This window comes from Pseudoalteromonas sp. ABV4_021, assembly GCF_056159365.1.
The window spans coordinates 808,351-832,409 of record NZ_JBSWVB010000002.1; the positions used below are offsets into that span (position 1 = coordinate 808,351).

At 41.1% G+C, this 24,059-nt stretch carries 23 protein-coding genes; 13 read left to right on the top strand and 10 right to left on the bottom strand.

Annotation, left to right across the window (positions count from 1 at the left end; translation table 11 throughout):
- Entirely contained in the window at positions 1-3,096 is a 3,096-nt protein-coding gene (locus ACXAFE_RS17720) for an efflux RND transporter permease subunit (protein WP_475155717.1), read from the bottom strand.
- A 543-nt stretch (positions 3,097-3,639) separates the two neighbouring features.
- Entirely contained in the window at positions 3,640-4,926 is a 1,287-nt protein-coding gene (nosR, locus tag ACXAFE_RS17725) for a response regulator c-di-GMP phosphodiesterase, NosR family (protein ID WP_475155720.1), read from the bottom strand.
- A gap of 114 nt (positions 4,927-5,040) precedes the next feature.
- Between nosR and ACXAFE_RS17730 the strand changes: the two genes are divergently transcribed.
- Both ACXAFE_RS17730 and ACXAFE_RS17735 read left to right on the top strand, forming a co-directional pair.
- Positions 5,041-5,589, top strand: a complete 549-nt coding sequence (locus ACXAFE_RS17730) for a heme NO-binding domain-containing protein (protein ID WP_475155723.1) — start codon at positions 5,041-5,043, stop codon at positions 5,587-5,589.
- On the top strand, positions 5,579-7,087 hold the full coding sequence (locus ACXAFE_RS17735) for a sensor histidine kinase (RefSeq protein ID WP_475155725.1): 1,509 nt from the start codon (positions 5,579-5,581) through the stop codon (positions 7,085-7,087). The genes ACXAFE_RS17730 and ACXAFE_RS17735 overlap by 11 nt, the downstream gene beginning before the upstream one ends.
- 179 nt (positions 7,088-7,266) lie before the next feature.
- Here ACXAFE_RS17735 and ACXAFE_RS17740 read toward each other — a convergent pair whose 3' ends face one another.
- The gene (locus ACXAFE_RS17740; protein ID WP_475155727.1) at positions 7,267-7,881 is read right to left on the bottom strand and encodes a flavin reductase family protein; all 615 of its coding nucleotides are present in this window, start codon (positions 7,879-7,881) and stop codon (positions 7,267-7,269) included.
- Positions 7,882-8,278: 397 nt separating this feature from the next.
- Between ACXAFE_RS17740 and ACXAFE_RS17745 the strand changes: the two genes are divergently transcribed.
- Entirely contained in the window at positions 8,279-8,668 is a 390-nt protein-coding gene (locus tag ACXAFE_RS17745; RefSeq protein ID WP_475155729.1) for a hypothetical protein, read from the top strand.
- Positions 8,669-8,730: 62 nt separating this feature from the next.
- Here ACXAFE_RS17745 and ACXAFE_RS17750 read toward each other — a convergent pair whose 3' ends face one another.
- The 3 genes from ACXAFE_RS17750 to ACXAFE_RS17760 form a co-directional block, all read right to left on the bottom strand.
- Positions 8,731-8,979, bottom strand: coding sequence for a hypothetical protein (locus ACXAFE_RS17750; protein ID WP_010558230.1), 249 nt, complete (start codon positions 8,977-8,979; stop codon positions 8,731-8,733).
- Between the two features lie 122 nt (positions 8,980-9,101).
- Positions 9,102-10,778 carry a sensor histidine kinase gene (locus ACXAFE_RS17755; protein WP_475155732.1) on the bottom strand — a complete coding sequence of 559 codons (1,677 nt, stop codon included), beginning with the start codon at positions 10,776-10,778 and terminating at the stop codon, positions 9,102-9,104.
- A gap of 190 nt (positions 10,779-10,968) precedes the next feature.
- Positions 10,969-11,679: an aminotransferase class IV gene (locus tag ACXAFE_RS17760; protein ID WP_475155734.1), complete on the bottom strand. Its 711-nt coding sequence runs from the start codon at positions 11,677-11,679 to the stop codon at positions 10,969-10,971.
- Positions 11,680-11,862: 183 nt separating this feature from the next.
- On the opposite strand from ACXAFE_RS17760, the gene ACXAFE_RS17765 reads away from it, so the two are divergent.
- The 3 genes from ACXAFE_RS17765 (at position 11,863) to ACXAFE_RS17775 (ending at position 13,060) form a co-directional block, all read left to right on the top strand.
- Complete coding sequence (locus ACXAFE_RS17765; RefSeq protein ID WP_475155738.1) at positions 11,863-12,216, top strand: MerR family transcriptional regulator; 354 nt, start codon at positions 11,863-11,865, stop codon at positions 12,214-12,216.
- A gap of 115 nt (positions 12,217-12,331) precedes the next feature.
- Positions 12,332-12,631, top strand: a complete 300-nt coding sequence (locus ACXAFE_RS17770; protein WP_475155741.1) for a hypothetical protein — start codon at positions 12,332-12,334, stop codon at positions 12,629-12,631.
- Between the two features lie 183 nt (positions 12,632-12,814).
- Complete coding sequence (locus ACXAFE_RS17775; RefSeq protein ID WP_475155747.1) at positions 12,815-13,060, top strand: TIGR03643 family protein; 246 nt, start codon at positions 12,815-12,817, stop codon at positions 13,058-13,060.
- Position 13,061: 1 nt separating this feature from the next.
- Here ACXAFE_RS17775 and ACXAFE_RS17780 read toward each other — a convergent pair whose 3' ends face one another.
- From ACXAFE_RS17780 to ACXAFE_RS17790, 3 genes are all read right to left on the bottom strand, one after another.
- Positions 13,062-13,520: a GNAT family N-acetyltransferase gene (locus tag ACXAFE_RS17780; protein ID WP_475155754.1), complete on the bottom strand. Its 459-nt coding sequence runs from the start codon at positions 13,518-13,520 to the stop codon at positions 13,062-13,064.
- Positions 13,514-15,040: a tryptophan halogenase family protein gene (locus tag ACXAFE_RS17785; RefSeq protein WP_475155757.1), complete on the bottom strand. Its 1,527-nt coding sequence runs from the start codon at positions 15,038-15,040 to the stop codon at positions 13,514-13,516. The genes ACXAFE_RS17780 and ACXAFE_RS17785 overlap by 7 nt, the downstream gene beginning before the upstream one ends.
- A gap of 147 nt (positions 15,041-15,187) precedes the next feature.
- Entirely contained in the window at positions 15,188-15,994 is an 807-nt protein-coding gene (locus ACXAFE_RS17790) for a class I SAM-dependent methyltransferase (RefSeq protein ID WP_475155760.1), read from the bottom strand.
- 227 nt (positions 15,995-16,221) lie between these two features.
- On the opposite strand from ACXAFE_RS17790, the gene ACXAFE_RS17795 reads away from it, so the two are divergent.
- Positions 16,222-17,970 carry an MFS transporter gene (locus tag ACXAFE_RS17795; protein WP_475155763.1) on the top strand — a complete coding sequence of 583 codons (1,749 nt, stop codon included), beginning with the start codon at positions 16,222-16,224 and terminating at the stop codon, positions 17,968-17,970.
- Here the strand turns inward: ACXAFE_RS17795 and ACXAFE_RS17800 are convergent.
- Positions 17,964-18,419: a M23 family metallopeptidase gene (locus ACXAFE_RS17800; protein ID WP_475155764.1), complete on the bottom strand. Its 456-nt coding sequence runs from the start codon at positions 18,417-18,419 to the stop codon at positions 17,964-17,966. The genes ACXAFE_RS17795 and ACXAFE_RS17800 overlap by 7 nt on opposite strands.
- A 360-nt stretch (positions 18,420-18,779) precedes the next feature.
- Here ACXAFE_RS17800 and ACXAFE_RS17805 point away from each other — a divergent pair, with 360 nt between their 5' ends.
- The 6 genes from ACXAFE_RS17805 (at position 18,780) to ACXAFE_RS17830 (ending at position 24,059) form a co-directional block, all read left to right on the top strand.
- Positions 18,780-19,130, top strand: coding sequence for a hypothetical protein (locus ACXAFE_RS17805; RefSeq protein ID WP_475155769.1), 351 nt, complete (start codon positions 18,780-18,782; stop codon positions 19,128-19,130).
- A gap of 324 nt (positions 19,131-19,454) precedes the next feature.
- The gene (locus ACXAFE_RS17810) at positions 19,455-19,937 is read left to right on the top strand and encodes a hypothetical protein (RefSeq protein WP_475155772.1); all 483 of its coding nucleotides are present in this window, start codon (positions 19,455-19,457) and stop codon (positions 19,935-19,937) included.
- Between the two features lie 156 nt (positions 19,938-20,093).
- Complete coding sequence (locus tag ACXAFE_RS17815) at positions 20,094-20,480, top strand: BlaI/MecI/CopY family transcriptional regulator (protein WP_475155775.1); 387 nt, start codon at positions 20,094-20,096, stop codon at positions 20,478-20,480.
- A gap of 3 nt (positions 20,481-20,483) precedes the next feature.
- Entirely contained in the window at positions 20,484-21,446 is a 963-nt protein-coding gene (locus ACXAFE_RS17820) for a M56 family metallopeptidase (RefSeq protein WP_475155778.1), read from the top strand.
- Positions 21,447-21,529: 83 nt separating this feature from the next.
- Positions 21,530-22,807: a TolC family protein gene (locus tag ACXAFE_RS17825; protein ID WP_475155780.1), complete on the top strand. Its 1,278-nt coding sequence runs from the start codon at positions 21,530-21,532 to the stop codon at positions 22,805-22,807.
- A gap of 7 nt (positions 22,808-22,814) precedes the next feature.
- Positions 22,815-24,059, top strand: coding sequence for an efflux RND transporter periplasmic adaptor subunit (locus ACXAFE_RS17830; RefSeq protein ID WP_475155782.1), 1,245 nt, complete (start codon positions 22,815-22,817; stop codon positions 24,057-24,059).

Sequence of the window (24,059 nt, forward strand, 5' to 3'; positions counted from 1 at the left end):
CTAATTCCCTTCCAGTTGCGTTTGAGTAGAAGTAACAGGGGTTGGTTGAACACTTTTACGCGTTGAAAATTGTTTTAGTAATGCCGGGAGCAGTACCAAAGTAAATAAGGTTGAAAACACCATGCCGCCAACTATTACCGCAGCAAGACCACGATAAATAATACTGCCTTCGCCTGGCATAATAAGTAGCGGCAACATGCCAAAAATACTGGTTAATGTACTCATAAAAATAGGGCGTAAGCGCAGTTTAAGTGCCTGCTCGACAGCCATTTCGCGGCTTAACCCTTCGCGTTCACCTTGGCGAGTTTGGTCGACTAATAAAATCGCATTATTTACAACCAATCCAAGTAAAATAATAAAACCAATCATGGTTAACAAATCGAGCGGCTGAAATTGAATAAGGTTCATTAACTGTAATGCCACAACACCTCCAACGGTTGCCAGTGGTATGGATAGCGTTACCATTAAGCTGTCTTTTAACGATTTAAAAAGACCGGCCATCAGAATAAAAAGTAGCCCGAGCGCCAAAATAAAATTCTGCCCCATGGTTTTAATCGATTGTTTTAAACTGTCGGCGCTACCGCCATAGTTAATCGAACCATCTGCAGGCATAAGCGCTTGAATTTGCGGTTCAATCTCAGTTTCAATAATAGCCATCGCCTGCTGTAACGACATACCTTCAGGTGGGTTTACATTAACTGTAATGGTTCTACGACGGTCAATTCGCTGAATACGTGACGGCCCAACCGTTCGTGTAACATCAACTAACTCGCCTAACTGCACTACAGTGCCACTTGGCGTAGTAATCGGCATTGCCGACAATTCTTCAGGGTTTTGCCAACCTTCAGCTTTGAAAATCATATCAAGGCGTTTATTACCATCGAAATATTCGCCAACATATAGGCCTGTGCCCATTGCTCGGGTAAGTTGTGCTAAATCACGGCGATTAAATCCAACTTCCATCATGCGACGGTCATTTGGCAATAAGCGAAGTTCAGGCTCTGCATCTTGGGTGCCGGGATTGATATTAATGTTACTGTCTTCAAAACGCGCCTGTAAGATTTCGCGGGTTTTATCCGCCACATCAGCCATGGCGCGCGTGTCGCGACTTTGTAGGTGAATTTGAATGCTGCGACCTGATCCCAAACCGCCAAATAAATTACCTTGCTGTGAGAACACGCGGGTGTCGGGTAAATCAACCAAAATCTCTTCACGCATTACGCGTTCAAGTTCTTTCACTTGTGATTGATCTTTAGCGCGCACGCCTAAGTTTGCGTTGCCAGGAAACGATAAAATATAGTAATTTTTAAGCGCTGGCTGTTTCGTGCCATCCATATAGGGCTGTAAACGCTCAACCAAAGGCTTAATGTACTCGCGCTCAACAAATTCTTGGTTTGAACCAGTTGGTAAACGCACAAATGCATCTACTGCGTCACGTTTTACGGGTGGTAAGTAGTCAAGTGGCGGTAACAACCACACAGTCAACGCAACGGGTGCCGCCATCAAGGTGAAAATTACCGCAAGGCGCTTTTTACCTGAGTTAGTCAACACCATAATTTTACGTGTAATAGTTTGCCAAAGGCCTTCTAATCTATCTTCTTCAACTGTTTGGTTTAGCCACATTTTCGCAGCCACAGGTAAAATAGTCAGTGCCACCAGCAAGGAAATAAATACTGCAATGGCGATGGTCAGCGCTAAGTCTGCAAAAAATTGCCCTGCCACATCGCGTAAAAATATCACCGGAATAAAAATCGCAATAGTCGTAGCAGTAGAGGCCATGAGCGCCCCCGACACCAACTGTGTGCCTTTCGCAGCAGCTTTATCAGCGCGTAAACCTTGGGTTTTCAACCTAACAATATTTTCAAGTACCACAATTGCCGCATCAAGCACCATGCCTGTAGCAAATGCCAACCCAGCAAGTGAAATCACGTTAAGCGAACGACCTGTGATATTCAACACAATAAAGGTGGCCATAATTGAAATAGGTATTGCCATTGCCACAATTAAGGTCGCGCGGCGCTGGCGCAAAAACCACCAAAGTACGCCTACAGCAAGCAGGATCCCAAGTACTAAGTTGCTCGAAACAAGGTTAATTGCACGATAAATAAATACTGAAGCATCAAACGATTGATGCATTGTAAGTTGCTGTGGTTCAAGCACTTGGCTGCGAATTTTGTCGACCTCTGCTTTAACACGCTCAAGCGTAGCTAACACATTAGCGCCACTTTCACGGTCTATGCGCACCGACATTGCCGGATTACCATTTTGCACCGCACTACCATTATCTGAATCGCGAGTAACTTTAATTTCAGCAATATCACTGAGTTTAATTGGTTTGCCGTCACGCCATTCCAGTACCAAATTACCGAGCTGAGTTGGGTCGAAACGACCAGCAAAGCGCAGCGTATAGCGGCGACGACCAATATCCGCGTACCCACCCGATGCATCATTTGCCGAACCAATTAAATTGCTTACTCGTGTTAAATTAATGCCAAGCTCTGCTGCGCGGTAGGCATCAAATTCAATCTGTAATTGTTCACGCGAGTTACCCGTTTGCAATTGCACGCGAGCAACACCCGGAATACTCTCTAAACGAGGGCGAATAGAGTCATCAAAAAATGTTGCATATTCGCTGATCGGTTTTTCATTGCCGGGCAACGCTTGTAAGAAAAAATAGGTTAGTGCCGGTGCACCACCATTAAAGCCGCCGAGACTTATCACCGGTGGATTTACATCGCGCGGTAATGGCGGTACCCGGTTCATACGGCTTATCACTTCGATCAGGGTTTTATCCATGTCGGTATCAAGCGTGAATGTAAGATTGATAAACGATGAACCTGAATTTGCAAAGGTGCGTAAACTGGTGAGCCCTGGTAGCCCCTGCAGTACGTCTTCTTGTGGTTCTAATATTTCTGATTCCATTTCGGCTGGTGATGCCTGTCGCCAGCTAGTGAAAATAGTAATCTGAGGTCGTTCAATATCTGGAAAGAGTTGAATAGGTAGTTTAGTAAAGCTCACTACCCCTAATACCAAACACAGGGTTACAAAAATTGCCACCCCCGCCGGATTTTTTAAAGCCCGAGTTGTAATGTTCATTGCGTTCCCTATTTTATTTTTTCGCAAACAACGTGCTTGACTATAGTTAGAAATTAGTCGCAAGAAAGTGGGAAATAGTTTAACCCTCAAAGAAACAAGACGGGCTGCAAAATAGGCTTTTTAGGTAAGTAAGTGTGTTTTTGGTCACATTTTGACACACCAGGTTGCTCAATTGTTAACCATAAGAAATTTAAATGTATCACATTAGGGTCTGTTGACCTTTCAAGTTCGTTTTTGCAGCAGTTTGATTGGGTTTTATACAAGGCAGAGGCTGCGTGGCATAGTTATTCTATGTGAGTCAGCCGATAACACAGTAGAAAAGCCAATCAAGCGCTGCCGAACGGTTCTTTTGAGCGCACTTTTCTCATTGTTGCTCGATATTCGCTTAGATTGCTAGGCCACACATCGAGCGCCGCGATAAAAGCACGCTCAAAAAGAACAAAAATAGAACAGCAAAGGTCAACAGACCCTAGGTAAACTAACAAATAATTGCGATAAAGCGCCCAGTAAGGCGCTTTATCATCAACATATTTCGCAACAAGATCAGTGAACAAATACGTTAAAGATATAACGCCATTCTTTTTCGTAGGATTTTAACTTCTCGATAAGTGTTGGGGTAATTTCAGTGCCTTGTGTTAATACCACTGCACCTTGTTTATTAAGTAAGTCTTGGCTCAAATGCATGCCTGGCTCTAGCACATTGACACCTACACATAAATCAATATTGTGTTGTTCGAGTAATGTATCACTGCTCAATAGTTTGATATACGCATCAACAATTTCGGGGTCAAAGTAGGTCTTACTTTCTTGTTTCAAGTAATCAATAGCTTGCTGTTGTGAAAGCTTTTGTTCACTAATTCGCCCAAGCACCAACTTATCAAATTCATTTACTACGGTTAGAATGCGCGACGCAATCGGAATATTGGTACCAATTAAATGGTCTGGTACACCGCTGCCATCAAAGCGCTCGTACTGGTGCTTTACTGCCGCGCCAATCGCTTTTAAATGCGGTACAGTTTGCAATATTTCGGAGCCTTTCACTGCATGGGTTTGTTTTTCTACCAGTTCTGCCCGAGATAATTCATTTTCAATACTTTTTGCTAGTGTATCTGACAGTGAGACCTTACCAATCTCATGCATCAAACCTGCAAGGTACACTTGCGTAACTTGGTTTTTCTCAAGCCCCATGGCTGCAGCAAGCGTACGACAATGACTGGCAACTCGTTTTACGTGCCCTTCACCGCCCCCGGTTGTGTCTTCAATGATCAAGTTGATCATTTCAATGACATCATAAAACAAGCTACGTTGGCGATTGTTGGCTGATTTTAATTTATCGTTGAGTTTTGATAGTGATTGCGTGCGCGCTTGCACTTTGCTTTCAAGATCTTGGTTTTGCTTTCGCAGTAATTCGTTTTTTAATTGCAACTCATTTTCCAAACGCATTACTGATTGCTTTAATTGAAACTGCTCAGACGCTTGTAATACCACATTTTTGAGCTCGTCGTTGCTCCATGGCTTACTCACGTAATTATTAATTTTACCTTGGTTTATTGCCATCGCAGTAGAATCGATATCTGAATAACCGGTCAATAAGATGCGAGGGGTGTCGGGGCAAACGTCAAACGCCTTAGAAAGCAGCTCAGCGCCACTCATTTTAGGCATTTTCATATCAGAAATAATCACGCTATAAGTAGATTCAGATAACTGTTGTGCTGCATCTTCCGGATCACTAAATGACTCAACCTCAAAGTCTTTTCTGAATAGCCTTTTCAATGCATTAAGCACTTCCATCTCATCATCGACGATCATTAATTTCAACTTATCTGTCATAGTAATCCTCGAACGAAGCCAATACGCTATTTACTCTAAAAACATTGCCTTAACTAAAAAATGACACTATTTTTTGAATAGATCAACCTGATTATGTGTAAAAAGGAAGCAATTATGAAAGGCGCGATATTTAATGCATTACAAGAATTTGTTGAGCAAGGGCACGGATACCAAGTTTGGGACGACGCACTCAGTAATAACGCTCTGCCCTCGCACGGTATTTACACGTCTACAAAACAATATGATGACAGCGAATTATTTACGATAGTAGGCTACTTATCTGAGCGCTTAGAAGTGCCGATTCCTGACTTAGTACGTGCTTTTGGCGTTTTTTTATTTCCATTATTAATGCCACAAGCGCCACAAGAAGCGCAAAATGCGCCGTCGTTACGCGCATTTTTAATGATGGTAGACGAACTCATTCACGTTGAAGTTAAAAAGCTTTATAAAGACGCACAACTACCCGATTTTAGCTACGACGATCATATTGATGACAAACTAACCATGATTTACCAATCACCACGCAAATTATGCTTTTTATCGGAAGGCTTAATTTTAGGCGCGGCACAACATTTTGGTGAAACCGTAAGCCTTTCTCAGCCCATATGTATGCATCAAGGTGGCGAACACTGCGAGATAGAAGTCGTTTTCAATGGAAAATAATGAAACACTTGCCAAATTGGCAGCGCTAGAACGTATTTTAGCCCGTGAGCGCTTAGCGCGAAAAGAAGCGGAAAAACAGCTAGAAGACTACACCCGTGAGCTCTACCAGCAGGAAGAGGCGGTTAACCAAACGCTACAAGAAGTGGCAACCCAACAGGGGCAGCTTGAATTTTTAACGGGCTTATTAGCAGAAACATGGCGCCAACCTAGCTTAAATAAAATTGTCGCAAATTATCTCGAGCGCACCAATAATTTTATGACTAACGCCCATAATCTGTTTGTCGAAATACACGCAGATTTTTCGTATCATCAATTTCAGTACTACTGCCAGAGCACAAAACAACATGCCTCCTCGTTGCCCGATTCTTATAAGCTAGTATTGCGTCAATTAAAGCGCGATGAACTATATCAGCAAGTAAGCACTGAATCCGAATCACAAATTTTTGAAATCGAAAGCATTAGTAACAGCGCCAATGAACAGTTTAGTGATTGCGTTTTAGTGCCCTTGTACAGTTTAGATTTGCCCTCGGGTAAAGGCGTAGGTATTGCCATATTATTGTATGAATCACAAGACGATATCAATATCGTTAAGCTGCAAACATTAGAATCATCGCGCAGTATGTTATCAGTTGCAATTGAGCGTAAACGCGCAGAAGAAGCGCTACAAGAACGTCTTGCTGACCTTGAAACCAGTAATAAAATGTTGGAACAAACACAGCAACAACTTGTGCAACAAGAAAAATTGGCATCACTTGGTCAGCTTGCGGCGGGCGTAGCACACGAGATAAATAACCCTGTTGGCTTTGTATTAAGTAACCTAGATACAATGCGAGAGTACTTTTCTGATTTTGCTGAAATTATGGCGCCACTTAACGCAGACAACATCTCTGAACAGGAAAAAGTTACAGAGATGCAAACCAAGTGGCAGTCATTAGATGGGGATTTTTTGTTTGATGACAGCCAAGAAATATTAACGTCCTCAGTGCAAGGACTTGAACGCGTTAAAGACATAGTGTCGGATCTTAGCACCTTCTCACGCATGGATAACGACGAACTTGATAATATCGACCTAAATGTAGTGATTGAAAAATCATTGAACGTGGTCAGTAACGAGTTCAAATATCACCATGAAGTAATAAAAAACTTACTGCCCGAAGCAAATATTCTTGGCAATGCAGGCAAATTACAACAAGTATTTATTAACTTGTTTGTTAATGCAAAACACGCCATGCCAAATGGGGGGGCACTGACCATTAGCTGTGAGAAAGACCGTAATAAAATTATTGTACGGGTGAAAGACCAGGGGCATGGTATTGAAAAAGAGCATATCGCCGATATTTTTACGCCGTTTTTTACTACCAAAGCGCCCGGTGAAGGAACTGGTTTAGGGCTTGCTATTTCCTATGGTATTTTGCAGCAGCACAATGCCAAAGTGAGAGTGCATAGTGAAGTTGGTGTGGGTACTGAATTTGAAATTGCGTTTTATGAATCGATTTGATCATCTTTGGAACTAAAAGCCTACACGTATAGATAAATCAATCTAGATTAAAGGTCATTCCGGATAATTCAATTTTTAGTCACATACACCTAATACTTTCGGGACACATTAGGCAAAAACTCAATCAACTTAGCCTAACATCACAGTGAGCGAACGTGCGCTCACTGTAAACGTTCACGTTATTCTGGGCGCTCAATGCCAAATGCTGATGTAATACCCGAGTATTCGCCGCCCCCTAAACGCGCCAACGGATTTACCTTATCGGCGTCAACTTTAATGCGCTTTTTATGATCAAGCGATACTACTTCATCGCCTAAAAATAGGGTTTTAATTTCAACAAACACTAACGTTTGTGGCACTTCGCCCATTTCTTTAATTTCATAAAGTTCGCAACCATAGGCAATATTGCAACCTGCCACGCGCGGCATAGAAAAGCCTTCAAATTCACATAGCGCAATATCATTAAGCGCAACTTCTGACTGTCCATGCTCTAAAGTTGCTGCAGTTTGCGTTACCAAATTGGCATCATCCACTGACGCAATATGAATCACACACCGCCGCGTTTCGATAACGTTTTTAACAGTATCTTTTAATTCACCTGTCGGCTTTTTGCCAACTGAAAACATCATTAAAGGTGGGTTACTCGATACGGCCGTAAAATAAGAAAATGGCGCTAAATTAAAATTACTTTCGCCCGAATCAGTCATAACCCATGCAATTGGACGCGGAATAATGGTTTGCGTCATTAAATGGTAAATTTGCACTGGTGAAAAGTCAGAAAAATTAAGATTCATAACAAGGCTTTAAATTAGGTTAAGTATTCTTGGATGGTGCCACAAATAGTAAAGCGACAAAAGAGTAAGGAGCAATTACTCGTGACCATTAACGCTTTGGCGCTAATTTAGACCCTATTCGTTCAATTATTCGTGAAGGGCTAAATATAAAGCGCGATCACCTACTTTATTTGCACTTCTACCATAATGTATATAAAGAGTCTCGCCACAGCTAGCAGACACCACCGTTCAATTTGTCTACATTTCAATACACTATAGTTACAGTAAGCAATAGGCTAACTGGTTGTACCAATTTACTTAACAAGAAAATTAGGCAATAATTACGCTGATTAAACTATAACTTTTCGTTTAAACGCATAAAGTTAGATTATTTACTCATCTCATAAAAGGAATAACAATGAGAGTTAAAAGTTTAGTACTTGGCGCATTATCGCTGCTATCAGTGTCAGCTAATGCAGCAAATGACGTATACGGTACGGTAAGTGAGTTAATCACTCGTTCCGGTGATAATGGTGATACATCACTTTACTTTCGCTTAAACGTAATCAGCGAAAATTCATCATTTGAAAGCTGTGTTGTTGACGGCAACACCCTCACTTGGGCGTTAGATTTGTCATCGCCTGTTGCCTCGTTCCAATATGACATCATTAAAAAGTCATTTGTCGATCAGTTACCTGTAAGGATAATTGGCTATGACAATGTATGTGATAATGGCAATACCGATTCAGATAAGGTTTTTGAGCTTAGCCCTTGGTCTTGGCATACTCAAACAGAAGAAAAAGAATAAAATTAAATTTGAGTCGTTAAAAGCCAAACGCATGTTTGGCTTTTTTATACTAGTCAAGCGTATCAATGCGTTTTCTTCACTCCGTAACGCACCATATCTTTGCCATTCTCATACACATCTTGCGATACCCAACGACCTAGCAATAATTGATGCTTATCATCTAATACTGCAATAAATGGGCGACCATCACTGTTATTTGTAGCAAGTGCCACACCTTCAACATTTTTAAGGCCTAAACCACCATTTTCGACTAACAGTAAAAACGCTTCTAGCTCGTCTAATGTATTAATCAGTTCGTTATCTTTAATCATGTTTGCTGCTCAAGAGTATCAATGTGCGTAGGGTAACAGGTTTGTGCATCGGGTGAAATTACATAACGGCTCACACGCAACACTTGAACAATTAACATACAAACCAGTACAAATACGTTACATCAGTTATTCGGGTTAGTCGTTGTAAGCGCTTTAGGTAATGTGATGGTAATTTCAGTAAACGCATTTACCTCACTAGTGCATTCAATTGAGCCATGCAATTTTGCTGTTACTAAGTTATAGACAATACTCATACCAAGGCCACTGCCACCATTACTGCGATTGGTGGTGTAAAAAGGCTCAAAAACCTTGCTCAAAACAGACTCGCTCATTCCAACCCCATTATCGCGAAAAGAGATCACAACCTGTTGCTCATTATCAGTGGCGGAAATGGCGATTTCACCCTCACGGTTACCTTGCTCAAAGCCATGAATAATTGAATTATTAACAAGATTTGTAAAAATCTGCCCGATTGACCCAACTTCAACCTGCAATAACAGATCATCGCGGATCAAATTACGAATAGTAATGCCTTTATTTTTAAATAGCGGTGTAAGCGAAGCAAATACATCATCAAGGTACGATTTAAGATTAATGGATCGTATATCCTGATGAGATTGATCAACCGCCACTTGTTTAAACGACTGAATAAGCCCTGCGGCACGCTGCAAACTCGTTGTTAAAAGGCGCACCGATTCACTCATATTTGAAAAGTAACGTGTAATATCATCTCGCGACAGAGTCTCGTTGCCAAACTGTGTTTCTAAAGTACGGGTTTCATTTGCGATGTAATCCCCAGCCGTTACCGCAATACCAAGCGGTGTATTTACCTCATGAGCAACCCCCGAAACCAAACTGCCAAGCGATGCCATTTTTTCGGCTTCGACTAATTGCTCAAATGTGTCTTTCATTACTTTGGCATTTTCAGCCAAAATCTCATTTTTTTGCGTCAATAAATCAAATTGACCATCCACCGATTCTTTCAACAAGTTAATAAGTCGTCTGCTATACAGCTGCCTAAAATAGGCATATGCAATAACAGCGACAAAAAGCATTACAAAGCTTAGCAGCACAAATAACGTCGCAACCTTGTTCACTTTACCTGCATCGCGCATAGCCGCTTCAGTTCGCTGACCTTGCAGCTGCAAAAATGTATTTACCTTCGCCATTATATTCGCCTTAGCTTGCAAGTAGGTTTCGCTATAAAGTAAATCGAGCGCCGCTAAACGTTGTTCACTTTGATTGTAGTTAGGCGTTTGTGTTAACCCTATCTCAACTAAAGAGAATGCCTTTTGCTCAATTTCAACCAGCTTATCAGATGCCGCTTGCGCTTCATTCAGCATTTGCCGTTCACTTTCTGTAATGCCTGCATTTTTCAGCATTGTTTTTAACGAGATCGCCTTGCCGTTTTCACTTGGCGCAAGCCCATGTTCAGGCATCAAAAAGTCCCAGTAAACACGTCCATAATGTTTCGGCCTTGGGTGTTCACCATTACGGATTGCTAATATTTGGTTAAAGAAGGTAAGGTATTTAGTTTTTCCAGTTGCGGCATAAGCGCGCGCCATTAGCGTAAGATTATCGGAGCTTAAGCGTACCTGATTGCTCAGCTGCAACATTTCAAAGCGCTGCTGTTCGGTTTTCTCAAGTGTCGATAGAGATAAAAAGGTGTAATAGGCTGACAATCCGGTAATTAGGATTAAAACAATAACGAGTATAAATAACCATTTTGATTTGCTGAGTAAATTAGCACTGTTGGATTCAACTATTTTAAAAATTTCTTCTGCTTTACTAAACGCCACTCAGTTACCTCGAACAGCAAAAACACACTGCAATTGAGTATAGTCAAGAAGTGGCCATTTTGAGTGGTTACTCTATTTATTAACGTGATAACGACTCTGGGTTTGTAACAACTCACAAGCCGCTGTCACTTCAATCTATTTATCACAATAAAAACGTAAGCAATTAAGCTTACGTACCTTTCTATCGCGTTTACCGATTGAGATAGGTAAACGGTTCATTTTCATATGCATTATGCAGCAACTTTTGAAATGCTTGCGACTGTGAAAATTGCATATTGGCAATTTTGTTAACACTCACTGCGGGTGTCCAAGAGTTCATAACGACAGCCCCCGTAAAATTACGCAAGGTGTGCAATGAAATAGTCATGGTTTTTTGCGGTATATTGAGTGCCGTTAATTGCCTTTGGATAATGCCCATCATAGTGCCTTTTAGCATATCGGCTTTTGGCCAAATAACACTTTCGCCATCCCAAAAAGCTAAATTCCAAATAGTTGCTTCACTCAACACGCCTGATTGGTTGATAAAAACAGCATCATCAAATCCTTGCTTTTTTGCTAAGTGTAAACAGTGTGTTTTCGCTATTTCGCCTACATGTTTTATGTTTGCTAATGCGCGCTGATGTTCAATCGCAGCTAAGGTGAGAGGCCCAATTGGCCCATTTGACGGCGCACTTGTTCTTATCAGCATGTTTGGCGTAACGTTCATACTTGCTGTATTAAATTCACCTTTCGGTGAATACATCGTAATGGTTAATGATAAATCGCTATCTGAATGGGCAAGCACACTGGTTAACCCATTGATAATATCCTCATCCGCAAGATGATTGTTAAATAACAATTTCGATGCGTCGCGTAATCGCGCCAAATGTAAATCGAGCCCTTTTACAGCCTTATTTCGCACTTACATTGCGGTAAAATGGGCAAATCCTGCAAACGCCAAATCGCTAATTTCTGATTGTTCAATTAAATGACCGTTAAAAAATGCCTTGCTCATGTATCGTCTCCATCAGCTAATTAATATTGAAAAGGTAACAATGAGCCGCTAGCACAAACCCTCACAGTACTGTTAAGGTCAAGATATAAGTTGAAAATAAGTGAATTGGCAAAGAAAACAAATATCAGCGTGCGCATGCTGCGCTACTACGAAGAACAGGGCATTTTAACGCCTAAGCGCACAGATACCGGGTACCGAGTCTATTCGCAGCAAGATTACCAAACCATTGAACGTGTAAAACTACTTAGCGCAGCAGGTATGACATTAAAAACGATGTTACTATTTTTACCTTGTATTCGCGCTGAACGCCCAATCTTTGAGCCATGTGATGAACTGCGTACAGTGTTACAACAGCAAATTTCGGCAACCAATAACAAAATGAAAGAGCTTGCAAAAAGCAAAGCCATTCTTAGCGAGTTCTTAACCGAAATTGAAAATGCTTAATCTTTGGTTTTAACACTTTTTAACTTGTTTGAAGTGAGTTCAGCGCTTAAGGTAGCAAACTAAATTTAAGTTAAATTTAGCTTAAAGTGTATTTGGGTTACATGGAGTAAATAAGATGCAACAAGGTACCTTAAAATCATCAACGGCAACCATTCAAAATGGTGTGACAAGAGCTGATGGCCAGTTTTCAGTGTCGCAATACGGTATTTGTTTTGAACCATTTAACGAGAAATTAGGTTTAGGCCCGTATAACGTTGAGCGAGCTTCAATCGCTAAAGTAGAAAAGTGCGTTGGCAAAGGGGCTGGCATTTTACCTATTACCTCAGATGCAATTCGCATTACGTGCACAAACAATGAAACCTATGAATTTATCATCAGTAATCCTGATGAATGGGTAGATTTACTGTCTAGCTAACCTGCTTCCAATTAAACGTGAACTAGTATTAACATATTTCAGCAGCGCCTTTGCTTTTAGCTGCTGAAATACTTTTCCTTTAATCTCACCACAAAACGACTTTCCAGCGAATTGCCTTAACAACTGATCAAAAACACGTTTTTTAGCGTACTCAGAATATTCATTTTATTAATTTACATACCAATGACTGAATCTGAACAATCACGCATTATCGAAATGGCATGGGAAGATAGAACCCCATTTGAAGCCATCGAAACACTCTATGGATTATCTGAGAAAAACGTAATCCGATTAATGAGGCGAGCGTTAAAACCAGCCAGCTTTCGTTTATGGCGAGCGCGCGTAACTGGCCGCTACACTAAGCATTTAAAGCTGCGAAACCCGAGTATTTCACGTGGATATTGCAAAACCCAGTACAAACATCGCTAAGTTAGCACGCTTTAACCATGTATTCGCAGTTTTCTAACGGTATGCGCGTTGGGTACTGCGCTTTAATAAAACCCGATTTTTGATAGGCCGCAACTGCAGGTAAATTATCCGACAAAACAAACAATGAAGCGCTATTTAACTGAAGTTGAGCTTTCCCTTTTTGAATCAAACTATTAATTAAACGCTCTGCGATGCCTTTACCACGAAACGCTGGGTTTACCACCAAGCGCGCAAGGTGAATTCGATCTAGGCGATTATAAAATTGTCCAAACGCAACAAACTCACCTTGTTCGCAAAGCAAGCAAAATGAAGCTAGCTTCTCTGTGTTTAAATCTTGAAAGAAAGTGTCTTCTGTAAAAGGGTAACGGAATCCTGGGCCAGACCACTTCGAAAGGCTAACTTCATCTTCAAACCAGCTCGCTAGCTGTTCTATGTGGGCTTTTGTAAACGGTACTAACATTGTTGATTTTTCACATCATTATTTGCTTTACAATGTTTATCAATAAATGCTTGATGACTCAAACAATTATTCGCAGCCATAGTAATTTGCGCCTTCATTTGCGCCAAGTTTTCAGCTATTGCGCTTGAGTTAAAGTGATCTAAACGTACATCGTAGCGAGAAGGAGTAACGTTAAAGCCATAAAACATTGAAAGCCAACTTGCTTGTTGGAATGACTCATTATCATACATCACCACATGGCCACGATTTTTATACATGGCAATTTTGTGCTCAAGGGTTTTTGGAATGGGCATCTCTTGGCAGTAACGCCAAAAAGCGGTGTCGTTGCGCTGAGTTAATTTGTAGTGCACTAATAAAAAATCAACAATGCGGTCTAACTCATCATTGTGTAAGCGGTTCACTTCATCAATATCAGCTTGATTAAACGACATATCTGGGAAGAAAGTCATAAGCTTAGCAAGTGCGGTTTGAATTAACGAAATGCCAAGCGACTCTAACGGCTCTAAAAAGCCAGCAGCTAAACCAAGGGCAAAACAGTTTTTATGCCAACTGACTTTGCGCCTGCCAAGTGGGAATTTAAAGGTTTTTACATCGGTAATTGTGCGTCCTTTTACACTATCGAGTAGGCTTTGTTTCGCTTCTTCATCTGTCGTGAATTTGCTTGAATAAATATAGCCATTGCCCATTCTGTGCTGCAGCGGAATACACCATTGCCATCCTGCTTCTTTTGCAATTGCGCGGGTATACGGCGTAGGTTCACCCACTAGTTCTGTTTGCACTGCGACAGCGCTGTCACAAGGTAGCAAATGACTCAAATCATCAAGACCAATACCCATTGCCCCTTCAATTAATACACCTTTAAAACCAGAGCAATCAATAAATAAATCGCCCTCGATATGTTTACCATTATCAAGGGTTAAGGCTTGGATAAAGCCATTTTCAGCGTTTAGTTTAACTTCGCTCACATTCGCTAAAATATGGTTTACGCCGCGTTTAACAGAAAAATCCGTTAAAAACTTAGCATATAAAACAGCATCAATATGATAGGCGTAAGAGTATTGCGCTAGTGGGTTGTTTTGATTGGGATTTGGCTGCGCAAATCCGCCTTTTTTAGCAAGCTGAATTGGAAAGCTATAATCTTCAATATCAAGCAGTTTGCCTTCTGCATTTAGCTTGTTGATATATTGGTGAAAATCTAAGTTTTCGATGGGTGCACCATAGGCTGCAAAGGGGTGGAAAAAACGCTCGCCTTTTTGCGACCACTCTTCAAATTCAATACCAAGTTTAAACGTCGCTTGTGTGGCTTTAATTAATTCAGCATCGTTAATGCCTAAATTGCGGTTAAAATCGACAAAATTAGGAATGGTTGCTTCGCCTACCCCAACGGTATTAATGTTAGGTGATTCGATTAGCGTGAGCGACATGTCTTTGTCTTGAATGTAGCGCGATAAACTCGCTGCTGCCATCCACCCTGTTGTGCCCCCACCAACAATAACGATTTTTTTAACTGCTTGTGCCACGTTTCGTCTTCTTATGCTTATTTTTATTGTTTTCAATATAAACTAAACGGGCTTGAAAAACTAAGCCAATAATGGCCAATTTTTAAGCCCTAAATGCGTGATTTGTATTAGGTCCCAATCCGTTTTAAAGGTTTAGGCCTTATTCAATTAACGCTTTTTGAAAAGTAATGTCATGCGGTTAGATTCACCTACCGCTTGGTACTGCTCTTTGTTTTCTTTTGCATTAAGTGAAGGCGGCAGTGCCCATACACCTGCTTCAACATTATCAATAATAATGCGGTCTTTCGCGTTATTGTGGAAATACGCCTCAGCTTCTAAGTCAAAACCAGCGGCTTTTGCCACTGCAATTACATGTGATTTTGGTAAGTAGCCTTTTTTCGCTGTTGCTACCGGATCAAACCCTTCAGGTGCTTGATGCTGTACAACGCCTAATTTGCCACCTTGTTTAAGCATCTGATTAAACTGACTAAATGCAGCCGCTAACTGATTACCGTTTTGTAAACCGTGCAAGCCTCTAAAGGTTAAAACTACATCTGCGTTTTTTGTTTTCTCATCGATTGACACATTTGGATCAAAATCAGCGATAACAACATTGCCGTATACCTTTTCGTTATCGCTTAATTTTTTCTCAAAGTTTTCGCGTGAGCGTTTACGGTATTTTGAGCTTGTTGTAGTTGGGTAGTGAGCTGCAACAAGCTGCCCCTCTGCTGCAAGCATTGGCGCTAATACTTCAGTGTACCAGCCGCCACCAGGCATAATCTCAACCACTTTTGAATTAGCTTTTACACCAAAAAACTCAAGCGTTTGGTATGGCTTACGAAATGTATCGCGTGCTTGGTTTGTTTCACTGCGGTGGCTGTTATCAATACCTGCAGGTGCATTGGCAAGGGTAGAGAAAGAGAAAACCGCGGCAGCGATAAGTGAAACAGGTAGTAATGTGTTTTTATAATTCATTTTAAATTACTCAATTAATAAACAATGTTTCTGTTATACAGATTTTTTACATAAACCGCTCACTTTTGCGAAATATATTTTCATTTATTAATGAGTTAGCACATCTTTAATTTTAATTTACCTAATTAAATATTCCTTATTAAACACAGAAAATCGCATCATTGTTGCTAAAAAAACCACCTCTGATATATTGCATACAATATTCAAAAATAAAAAGAAAAATTGTTATGACAACAGACAAGCCTTTTCGCAGTCCATTTGGCAGCAGCTTTTACATTGCCAATATCATGGAGATATTTGAACGATTAGCATGGTACGGCTTTTTTACCGTATCGTCCCTTTATATGACCAGCCCAGTGCTGCAAGGCGGTATGGGGTTTAGTGATGAGCAACGCGGTTTTTTACAAGGGCTTGTGCCATTTTGCATCTACTTGTTGCCAGCATTAACTGGGGCATTAGGCGACCGCTACGGCTACAAAAAAATGCTACTTGTTGCCTTTGCTATGATGACCCCGTGTTATTACTTGCTAGGTCAAGTATCAAGCTATAGCGCGTTTTTCCTAGCCTTTATGGGTGTTGCAATTGGTGCTGGCATTTTCAAACCACTGATCACCGGCACGGTGACTCATGCCACCAACGATAGCAATCGCAGTTTAGGCTTTGGCGTATTTTACATGATGGTCAATGTAGGCGGCTTTTTAGGGCCAGTGATTGCAGGCATTATGCGAGACACAAGCTGGGATATGGTGTTTATTATGGCTGCGGTGTGGATTGCCATTAACTTTATTCCTGTCACTTTATTTTATCGCGATCCAACTGCTGAAATTCGTAAAAACACCCCGGCTAAGTCATTAAAAGATATTATGATCGAGATGCGTGAAGTTCTGGGCAATGGTCGCTTTGCGCTACTTGTTTTTCCAATCCTTATTGCGTTTATGCTACCCGGTACAAAATTAATTTCTGAGTCATTCGCTTACGGGTTTATTGCAGGTTGGCTAGGTTTAAACTTAGTGTGGCACATATTAGCGCCAAAAGCTGGAACACATTGGTATAGCAGCAAAATAAAAATGGGCAATAAACCTTTTTTGTTACTTATTTTGATTTTGAGCGGGTTTTGGCTGGTGTATATGCAAATTTTTATTACTCTTCCGCTTTTTATTCGCGACTACGTTGATAGCAGTGATCTTGTCATGCTAGCGAATTCAATTCATGCGGGTTTTGGCGAAGCCGCTTCGTTTGTTAATGTGCCCCAGCTAACAACTGCAATCACTGCGCTTGCAAGCCAATTTGATTACAGCCAAGTAAACAATTTTCATAAAGCCTACCTTGAATTAACTAACTACAATGTGCGCATTCCAAAAGACGTATTACAGGCTCATTTACCAACATTGAGTACATTGTCTCAAGCTGAAATAAGCTCACTCGCGACCCAGTGGGCAAGTGATTATCGTCAATTTAAACCTGAATACATTGCTGCGGTAAATTTTGGTTCTATCGTCTTATTACAAGTATTGGTATCAGCACTGAGCGCTCGCTTTAAAACCTTTTATGTAATTATTGCGGGCGCTCTAATGATTGCCAGCAGTTATTTATTACTGGCAAATTCAGAGGCAGGCGCGATAGTAAGCGGTGCGCTTGCAGTCGCCGCTTTACTAATCTTTTCGCTCGGTGAAATGATGGCATCGCCAAAACAACAGGAGTATGTAGCCTCAGTAATGCCGAAAGACAAAGCAGCGATGTATCAAGGCTATCTTTACACAGCATCTGCCATTGGCTTTCTGTTTGCAGGCAAGCTCTCTGGTTGGGGTTACAACAAATGGGCTGTTGAAGCTAATGAGCCCGCGAACTTTTGGTTATTATGTGCCGCTATTGCGTTTGTTACGGCGCTTGCACTTTGGTTATTTAATAGTTTTGCCGCTGAAAAATTGGAACAGTCACAACATAGTTCAAAGCTTGTAAATAATTTAGCTCAGTGATGTGTGAATAATTCGGCAGGGTTTAAGTAAAACATTTTCTTATAACCCTGCGTTTCTGTGGTGAAGCGCCACGGGTAAGGTATTAATGTAACGACCGAGTAGTGGATATGTGCAGGCTTACCTTTGGCATTTCCCGAATCGCCCAAAGTACCGATAACCTCTCCCTTCGCGACTAACTGACCTGTTTTACTTTGGTTTTGCTCTAAATGCGCATAATAATGAACTCGCCATTTGGGTCCTAAAATCACGGCAACCTTACCGCCTTTAGGTAAAGTGCCAGAATAAACCACCATTCCTGCCGTAGACGCAATTACGGACGTTCCTTTTTTGCCGAAAATATCGATACCTTTATGTACCCCTGAGCTGCCCCAAGGCTCGTACCAAAAGGTTTTTGCATGCCAATCATTGTGTGTTGCACCTTGAACCGGAATTATTTGAGATACGGGCATAAATAAAATTCCAAAAAACAATCCGGCTAGTATCAATACGCTTACTTTGGTTTTCGTCATAACTCATCGAGAGCGTGTTTACCTTTGCGCTCTCGTTTTTCTCCTGGCTTTAATAAAATGCTTACTGGGTTGATATAGCAGTTTTAATGTTTATACCAATCAGAACACAAAACGTAACCATAAGTTCATTAAAATAAATAACTTAGATAAGAACAATTGCATAAAATAACATTATTAAGGTGAATTAATTTTAAGCGCTTTAAAAACTGTTCGCTTTTCAACCAAAAAAACGGTAACGTAATGCGCTAAATTTTTCGTCACCGATTTAAATTCAATAAAAACAATATCAAGGGAATGATTATGAAGTTTATTGTACTTCTAGGCCTATTTTTAGGCGGAATGTATTTTTATAGCAATGCAAGCTCACAACATATCGCCAACTACCAAGACCTTTTGGCAAAAGCTGAAACCAACGATGTTAGCTTAGGTGAAATCAAGCTTGGTTCTAACCTACTCGCATTGCAATTTTGCAACGATGAGTCATATCAAACATCTGGCGGAAAAAGCGTAAAAGAGTGCTTAAAAACATACGCGAACATGCGTGGTATGTGTGAACAGCGTATTTTCAAAAACGATAATGAAATTATCGAATCCAAAGATAAGGTCGTTAAAATCGCAAAACGCTACACAGCCTGTGTCGGTATTGACTAGAGCCTGATGATCTTTTCTGCCTATTTCTGCTGCAGTTTGTTTGGTATTTAAACAAGGCAGAATGATGTCGTGTAATTTACTCTACATAAATGAACGATATCGCAGTATATACGCCAAACAAGATGAAAATAACGAAATATTGTCAATTTAGGGCTGATAGGTAACTTAATTTGCTGTCATCAAATCAACAGATTATACACGCTCCTGTGAACTCAAAATTACTGTTCAGTGCAGGTATAATTGCCTTAGCAGCTGCCGCTTGGCATTTGCTATGTATTATACCAATTCACTTAAATAGCTGATCATTCTAGCGGGTTAAATATCATGCTAACTGCGTTTGAATTTATCAATGTAGAACAACTACATAAGAAAAATTCCGCCTTGTTATCATTTCATTTATCCCGCGCTAGCTCTGATCACATACTTAACAGAATTGGTATGGGCGGTCCGAGCTGGTATATATTTGCGCGTGCGCCTGAATTTATAATCGCATCATCAAAACAACACTCCCTGCTTGCACCTATTGCAACTACAATAGTTGCATTGTTAATGAGTGCATGCGCGATATTTGCATTCTCAGCAATGGGCATTATTCGTAGAGTTCCTTTTTTAAAATGTGCGTTAGTTGTTATTGCTATGATATGCATACTGCGTGGTTTACTCGGTTTTACAATAGTTATTAACGCAACACAAATCGACCTATGGCAACTCGTTGCCAGTAGCGTTTGGCTCTATGTAGGTTGCTGTTTTACAATAGGCTTTGTTTCGCTGCATCGTTTTCAATCTTCAACTCACCAAAGCGTATAAAATTTAATAAATTCGCTTCAATTAGAAGCCTGAAGGCATTTTAGTTAGGCTTATTGCAGCCCGCTTTTTAGCGGTAAAATTAAAACCTATTGCAAATCGGTTTTACTAAATCTATTATACCGACTGTTAATCGGTTTTTAGTTTAAGGTGATCACAATGAAACTCGGCGATTTAGAAAAGTTGCTTTTACACTACCTTTGGCAACATGGTTGCTCTGACGTGAAAACCGTGTTTGCTCACTTTGAAAATTCCCGCGGTGGCAGTTTAAACACCTACCAAAGCACCCTTGAACGTCTCTACAAAAAAGGTTTGTTATCGCGTCATAAAGAGGGGCATGCATTTCATTATAAAGCACGCGTTGAGCGCCACGAGTTAATAGGGCAACTAATAAAATCCGTCACCACAGACTTTGTTGGTGAAGACGATGGTAGCAGCCTAATTGCCGCATTTAGTTCAATGTCGTCAGAGTTCAACGTTGATCAATTGAACAAATTAGAATCGCTGATCGAGCAGCAAAAATTAAAACTTAAGCAACAAGGCTAAGTTATGAGCGCAGATACCCTAACCTTATTATTAAATGTATTAGCCATTGCCATTGTGTGCTTTGTGCTGCACAATATTGCGGTGTCTGCGTTAGTTACTTTATTAAGTACGCGATTTTTAAAGTTACAGGTTAAATCACGCAAAATCACCTTGTGGTTTTTAGCCACCTTACCTTGGTTTAGCGCCTTTTCGACCGCCACCTATTTTGTTTACGCAGCCAATGGCCTTTCACCGTTTGAAAGCGCCTCAAGTATGGATCATTGGCATCATATCAACAGTTTTTCATGGCTCAGTTGGCATGGCGCAGTGACTGCGTGTGCACTTGGTTTTTTGGCATACGTAATTAGCTCAAGATTGCTAAAACTGCGTTCCCATCAACATGAAATTAAAAGCTTAATGGCACTTTCTCGTAAGCTTGATAACAACACGTTCGAAATCGATTCAAGTGATGCCGCAGCATTCACTGCAGGTTTTATCAACCCTAAGTGTTTTGTTACTAAAGGTATGCGCGAACAAATTAGCGAGACTGAATACCACATAGTAATGAAGCACGAACTTGCCCACGCAAACAAGCGTGACCCATTTAAAAAGTGGTTATTTGCCCTGTTTGCCGCGTTTTTTATACCAAACATTCAACAACGCTTGGTCCTTCATATGACCTTAGCAATGGAGCAAGATGCAGACAACGCTGTGGTTTCAAACACTACTTCATCGCTCGATATTGCGGGCACCCTTGTAAAAGTAGCAAGGCTAAATGCCACGGGCAGTACTCTTAAGAACACTGACATGGTGGCTAATTTTGGCGCGGATGTGCTAGAGCAACGTGTGTATTTTTTACTTGGGCAATTATCGCTAAAACCGGTTAATCACATGCTTATGATGTTGCTCGCAATTGCCGCATTTTTTCTATGCTTGACCTCAGTCGATAGCATTCACCACTTTATCGAAACCTTCACGAGTCACTAATTTTATGGACTTTAAACGTATTTCTGCAAATTCAAAAAACCGATTAACAATCGGTATAAAGCCTAGATTTTAGGAGTGAGCGTATGCTTATAAAATTTGTCACAACAAGAAAACCGATTAACAGTCGGTTATTGATAGGGTTAAACCTTGTCGTTGCGAGTCTATTACTCGCACCAAAGGGTACTAGCGCAAACGAAGTCGTGAGCTTAAAAACCGCCATCAGTAAGACCATACAAAACCACCCTGATTTAACGCCGCTAATGTATTTGCAGCAAGCAAATCAAGGGCTTATTCAACAAGCTGGGGTTGCAAGCCCAGTTACCCTTGATGTAAGCGTTGAAGATGCGCTTGGCACTGGCGATTATCAGGGGTTATCCAATAGCCAAACAAGTTTAAGTATTGCGTGGTTGCTCGATGGTGAGCAAGTGGATGCAAGAGTGAACCTGGCCAAACAACAAGGACTAATTTATGCCGTTGAAAAAGAGGCCAAAGCGCTCGATTTAGCAGCCGAAACCGCCAATTTATTTATTACCTTATTAGCGCAGCAAGCCCAGTTAAAACTGGCTACCCTCGCGGAAAAACAAGCTAACAAAGCCCTTCTAGAGATTACCAAACGAGTCGAGGCTGGCCGCGTAAACAGTATTGATAAATATCGTGCAAAAGCTGATTTAGCAAAGCAAACATTAGTAGTTGAAGATCTTTACTTTGAAATTGAAGCAACAAAATCACAGTTGGCAGCCCAATGGCAAGGCACGACTGAATTTGATGTAACAGGCGATTTAACCCAATTACCTAATGCCCTTTCGCTGGAAGATGCCAAAGCACAATTAAAAAACACGCCACGTTTTTCACTCTTTGCATCAAAACAGCGTGTAATCTCATCAGAAATTGCACTATCACAAGCTGAGAGCAAACCCGCTTGGCAAATCAATACGGGCATTACACGCGACCAAGCGCTCAAAGATTTTTCACTAAGTGCTGGTATTTCAATTCCGTTAGGTGGTGCGTCTCGTAGCGAAGGGAAAATTGCATCGCTTAACGCCAGTAAAGAGCAGCAAGCAGCCGAGGCAAAAGCCTGGCTTGCGCGTGCCCAAACACAAGCGCTGCTACTTAACCACAAGCTCACCCACAATACCCATATTGCCAACGCGCTTTTGAAAGAATCACTTCCCGCCCTCGAAACAGCAAGTAAACAAGCCGAGCTTGCCTACCAGCAAGGGCGTTACCGTTACACCGATTGGTATGCAGTAAAACAAGAGTTATTACAAGCCCGATTGGAGCTGATACAAGCCTACACCAATATTCAACAATTCAATGTTGAACTTGAGCGCTTAACTGGCGCTAGCCTAACAATTAAGTGAGATTGCGATGAAATTATCAAATCTATTCAATGTATTTTTAGTGAGCCTGTTACTCATGTTACCAAATTTTGATGTGGTTGCCGGAAGCGACCACGACCACCAGCAAAATGATAGCGAGCACAACGATGCAGTTACAGGGCCAAACGGTGGACGACTTTTCAAAATAGCTGACTTCTCTTTGGAACTGCAACTAGTTGAACAAGGTACAGCACCCGAATACCGCGTATTTGTAAAAGATCACGAAAAAACAGTATCACCGGTTGATGTGGACGTTACCGTCACCCTAAGCCGGTTAGGTGGCAAAAAAGACACCATTTTATTCAAACCAAATGGCGCTTTTTTAAAGGGCACGTCACCGATTAACGAACCTCACTCATTTAGCGTTGAAATAAGCGCCACTTATCAAGATAAAGTCTATGAGTGGCATTTTGATAATTTTGAAGGACGCACTCAAATTGCCGCCCTCATTGCTAAGCAAATGGGCATTAACACCAATATCGTTGGGGCAAAAACCCTGACAAAAACTTTGCCCGTTTATGGCAAACTCGCGCTGCCAGCAGGGGCAAAACGCCAAATAAGCGCGCGTTTTGATGGTGAAATTACCAAACTCATTGCGCAGTTGGGTATGCAGGTGAAAAAAGGTCAGCACATAATGACCATTCAAAGTAACGACAGCTTACAAAGTTACCGCGTTATTTCACCGATAAATGGCATTGTAACTAAGCAAAACGTGGGGCTTGGTGAGCAAACAGCTGGGCGCAGCTTAATAGAAATCACCGATATGACTGAGCTAGTTGCAGAGTTACAGATTTTTCCGAGTGATGCAGTAAACATCAGTCAAGGCGCAGCAGTAAGCGTTAATGTAAATGGCTTAAACACGCCAATAAATACCACCATTAAAGACAGCCTTTTTTCAGTTGCTGGCAATCAAGCAAAAACTTATCGTGCCTTTATCCCTAATCCCAACAATCAGCTGCAAGTAGGCCTATTTGTTAGTGCCGACATCACTCTTGAAAGCTTTACGGTGCCGATGGCAGTTGAGAAAAAAGCACTGCATGCGTTTCGTGATTTTGATGTGGTATTTGCCAAATTCGACGACCAATTTGAGGTTCGTATGTTAACCCTTGGCCGCAGCAGCGGTGAGTGGGTTGAAGTGTTAAGTGGTATTGATGTTGGCAGCGAATACGCCACCGACAACAGTTATATCTTAAAAGCCGACATTGAAAAGTCCGGCGCGTCACACGACCACTAA

What these genes read in the sequence shown, in the direction of transcription:
- ACXAFE_RS17720 (WP_475155717.1), bottom strand. Translation starts at nt 3,096, where the DNA reads ATGAACATTACAACTCGGGCTTTAAAAAATCCGGCGGGGGTGGCAATT.
- nosR (WP_475155720.1), bottom strand. Translation starts at nt 4,926, where the DNA reads ATGACAGATAAGTTGAAATTAATGATCGTCGATGATGAGATGGAAGTG.
- ACXAFE_RS17730 (WP_475155723.1), top strand. Translation starts at nt 5,041, where the DNA reads ATGAAAGGCGCGATATTTAATGCATTACAAGAATTTGTTGAGCAAGGG.
- ACXAFE_RS17735 (WP_475155725.1), top strand. Translation starts at nt 5,579, where the DNA reads ATGGAAAATAATGAAACACTTGCCAAATTGGCAGCGCTAGAACGTATT.
- ACXAFE_RS17740 (WP_475155727.1), bottom strand. Translation starts at nt 7,881, where the DNA reads ATGAATCTTAATTTTTCTGACTTTTCACCAGTGCAAATTTACCATTTA.
- ACXAFE_RS17745 (WP_475155729.1), top strand. Translation starts at nt 8,279, where the DNA reads ATGAGAGTTAAAAGTTTAGTACTTGGCGCATTATCGCTGCTATCAGTG.
- ACXAFE_RS17750 (WP_010558230.1), bottom strand. Translation starts at nt 8,979, where the DNA reads ATGATTAAAGATAACGAACTGATTAATACATTAGACGAGCTAGAAGCG.
- ACXAFE_RS17770 (WP_475155741.1), top strand. Translation starts at nt 12,332, where the DNA reads ATGCAACAAGGTACCTTAAAATCATCAACGGCAACCATTCAAAATGGT.
- ACXAFE_RS17775 (WP_475155747.1), top strand. Translation starts at nt 12,815, where the DNA reads ATGACTGAATCTGAACAATCACGCATTATCGAAATGGCATGGGAAGAT.
- ACXAFE_RS17780 (WP_475155754.1), bottom strand. Translation starts at nt 13,520, where the DNA reads ATGTTAGTACCGTTTACAAAAGCCCACATAGAACAGCTAGCGAGCTGG.
- ACXAFE_RS17790 (WP_475155760.1), bottom strand. Translation starts at nt 15,994, where the DNA reads ATGAATTATAAAAACACATTACTACCTGTTTCACTTATCGCTGCCGCG.
- ACXAFE_RS17795 (WP_475155763.1), top strand. Translation starts at nt 16,222, where the DNA reads ATGACAACAGACAAGCCTTTTCGCAGTCCATTTGGCAGCAGCTTTTAC.
- ACXAFE_RS17800 (WP_475155764.1), bottom strand. Translation starts at nt 18,419, where the DNA reads ATGCCCGTATCTCAAATAATTCCGGTTCAAGGTGCAACACACAATGAT.
- ACXAFE_RS17805 (WP_475155769.1), top strand. Translation starts at nt 18,780, where the DNA reads ATGAAGTTTATTGTACTTCTAGGCCTATTTTTAGGCGGAATGTATTTT.
- ACXAFE_RS17810 (WP_475155772.1), top strand. Translation starts at nt 19,455, where the DNA reads ATGCTAACTGCGTTTGAATTTATCAATGTAGAACAACTACATAAGAAA.
- ACXAFE_RS17815 (WP_475155775.1), top strand. Translation starts at nt 20,094, where the DNA reads ATGAAACTCGGCGATTTAGAAAAGTTGCTTTTACACTACCTTTGGCAA.
- ACXAFE_RS17820 (WP_475155778.1), top strand. Translation starts at nt 20,484, where the DNA reads ATGAGCGCAGATACCCTAACCTTATTATTAAATGTATTAGCCATTGCC.
- ACXAFE_RS17825 (WP_475155780.1), top strand. Translation starts at nt 21,530, where the DNA reads ATGCTTATAAAATTTGTCACAACAAGAAAACCGATTAACAGTCGGTTA.
- ACXAFE_RS17830 (WP_475155782.1), top strand. Translation starts at nt 22,815, where the DNA reads ATGAAATTATCAAATCTATTCAATGTATTTTTAGTGAGCCTGTTACTC.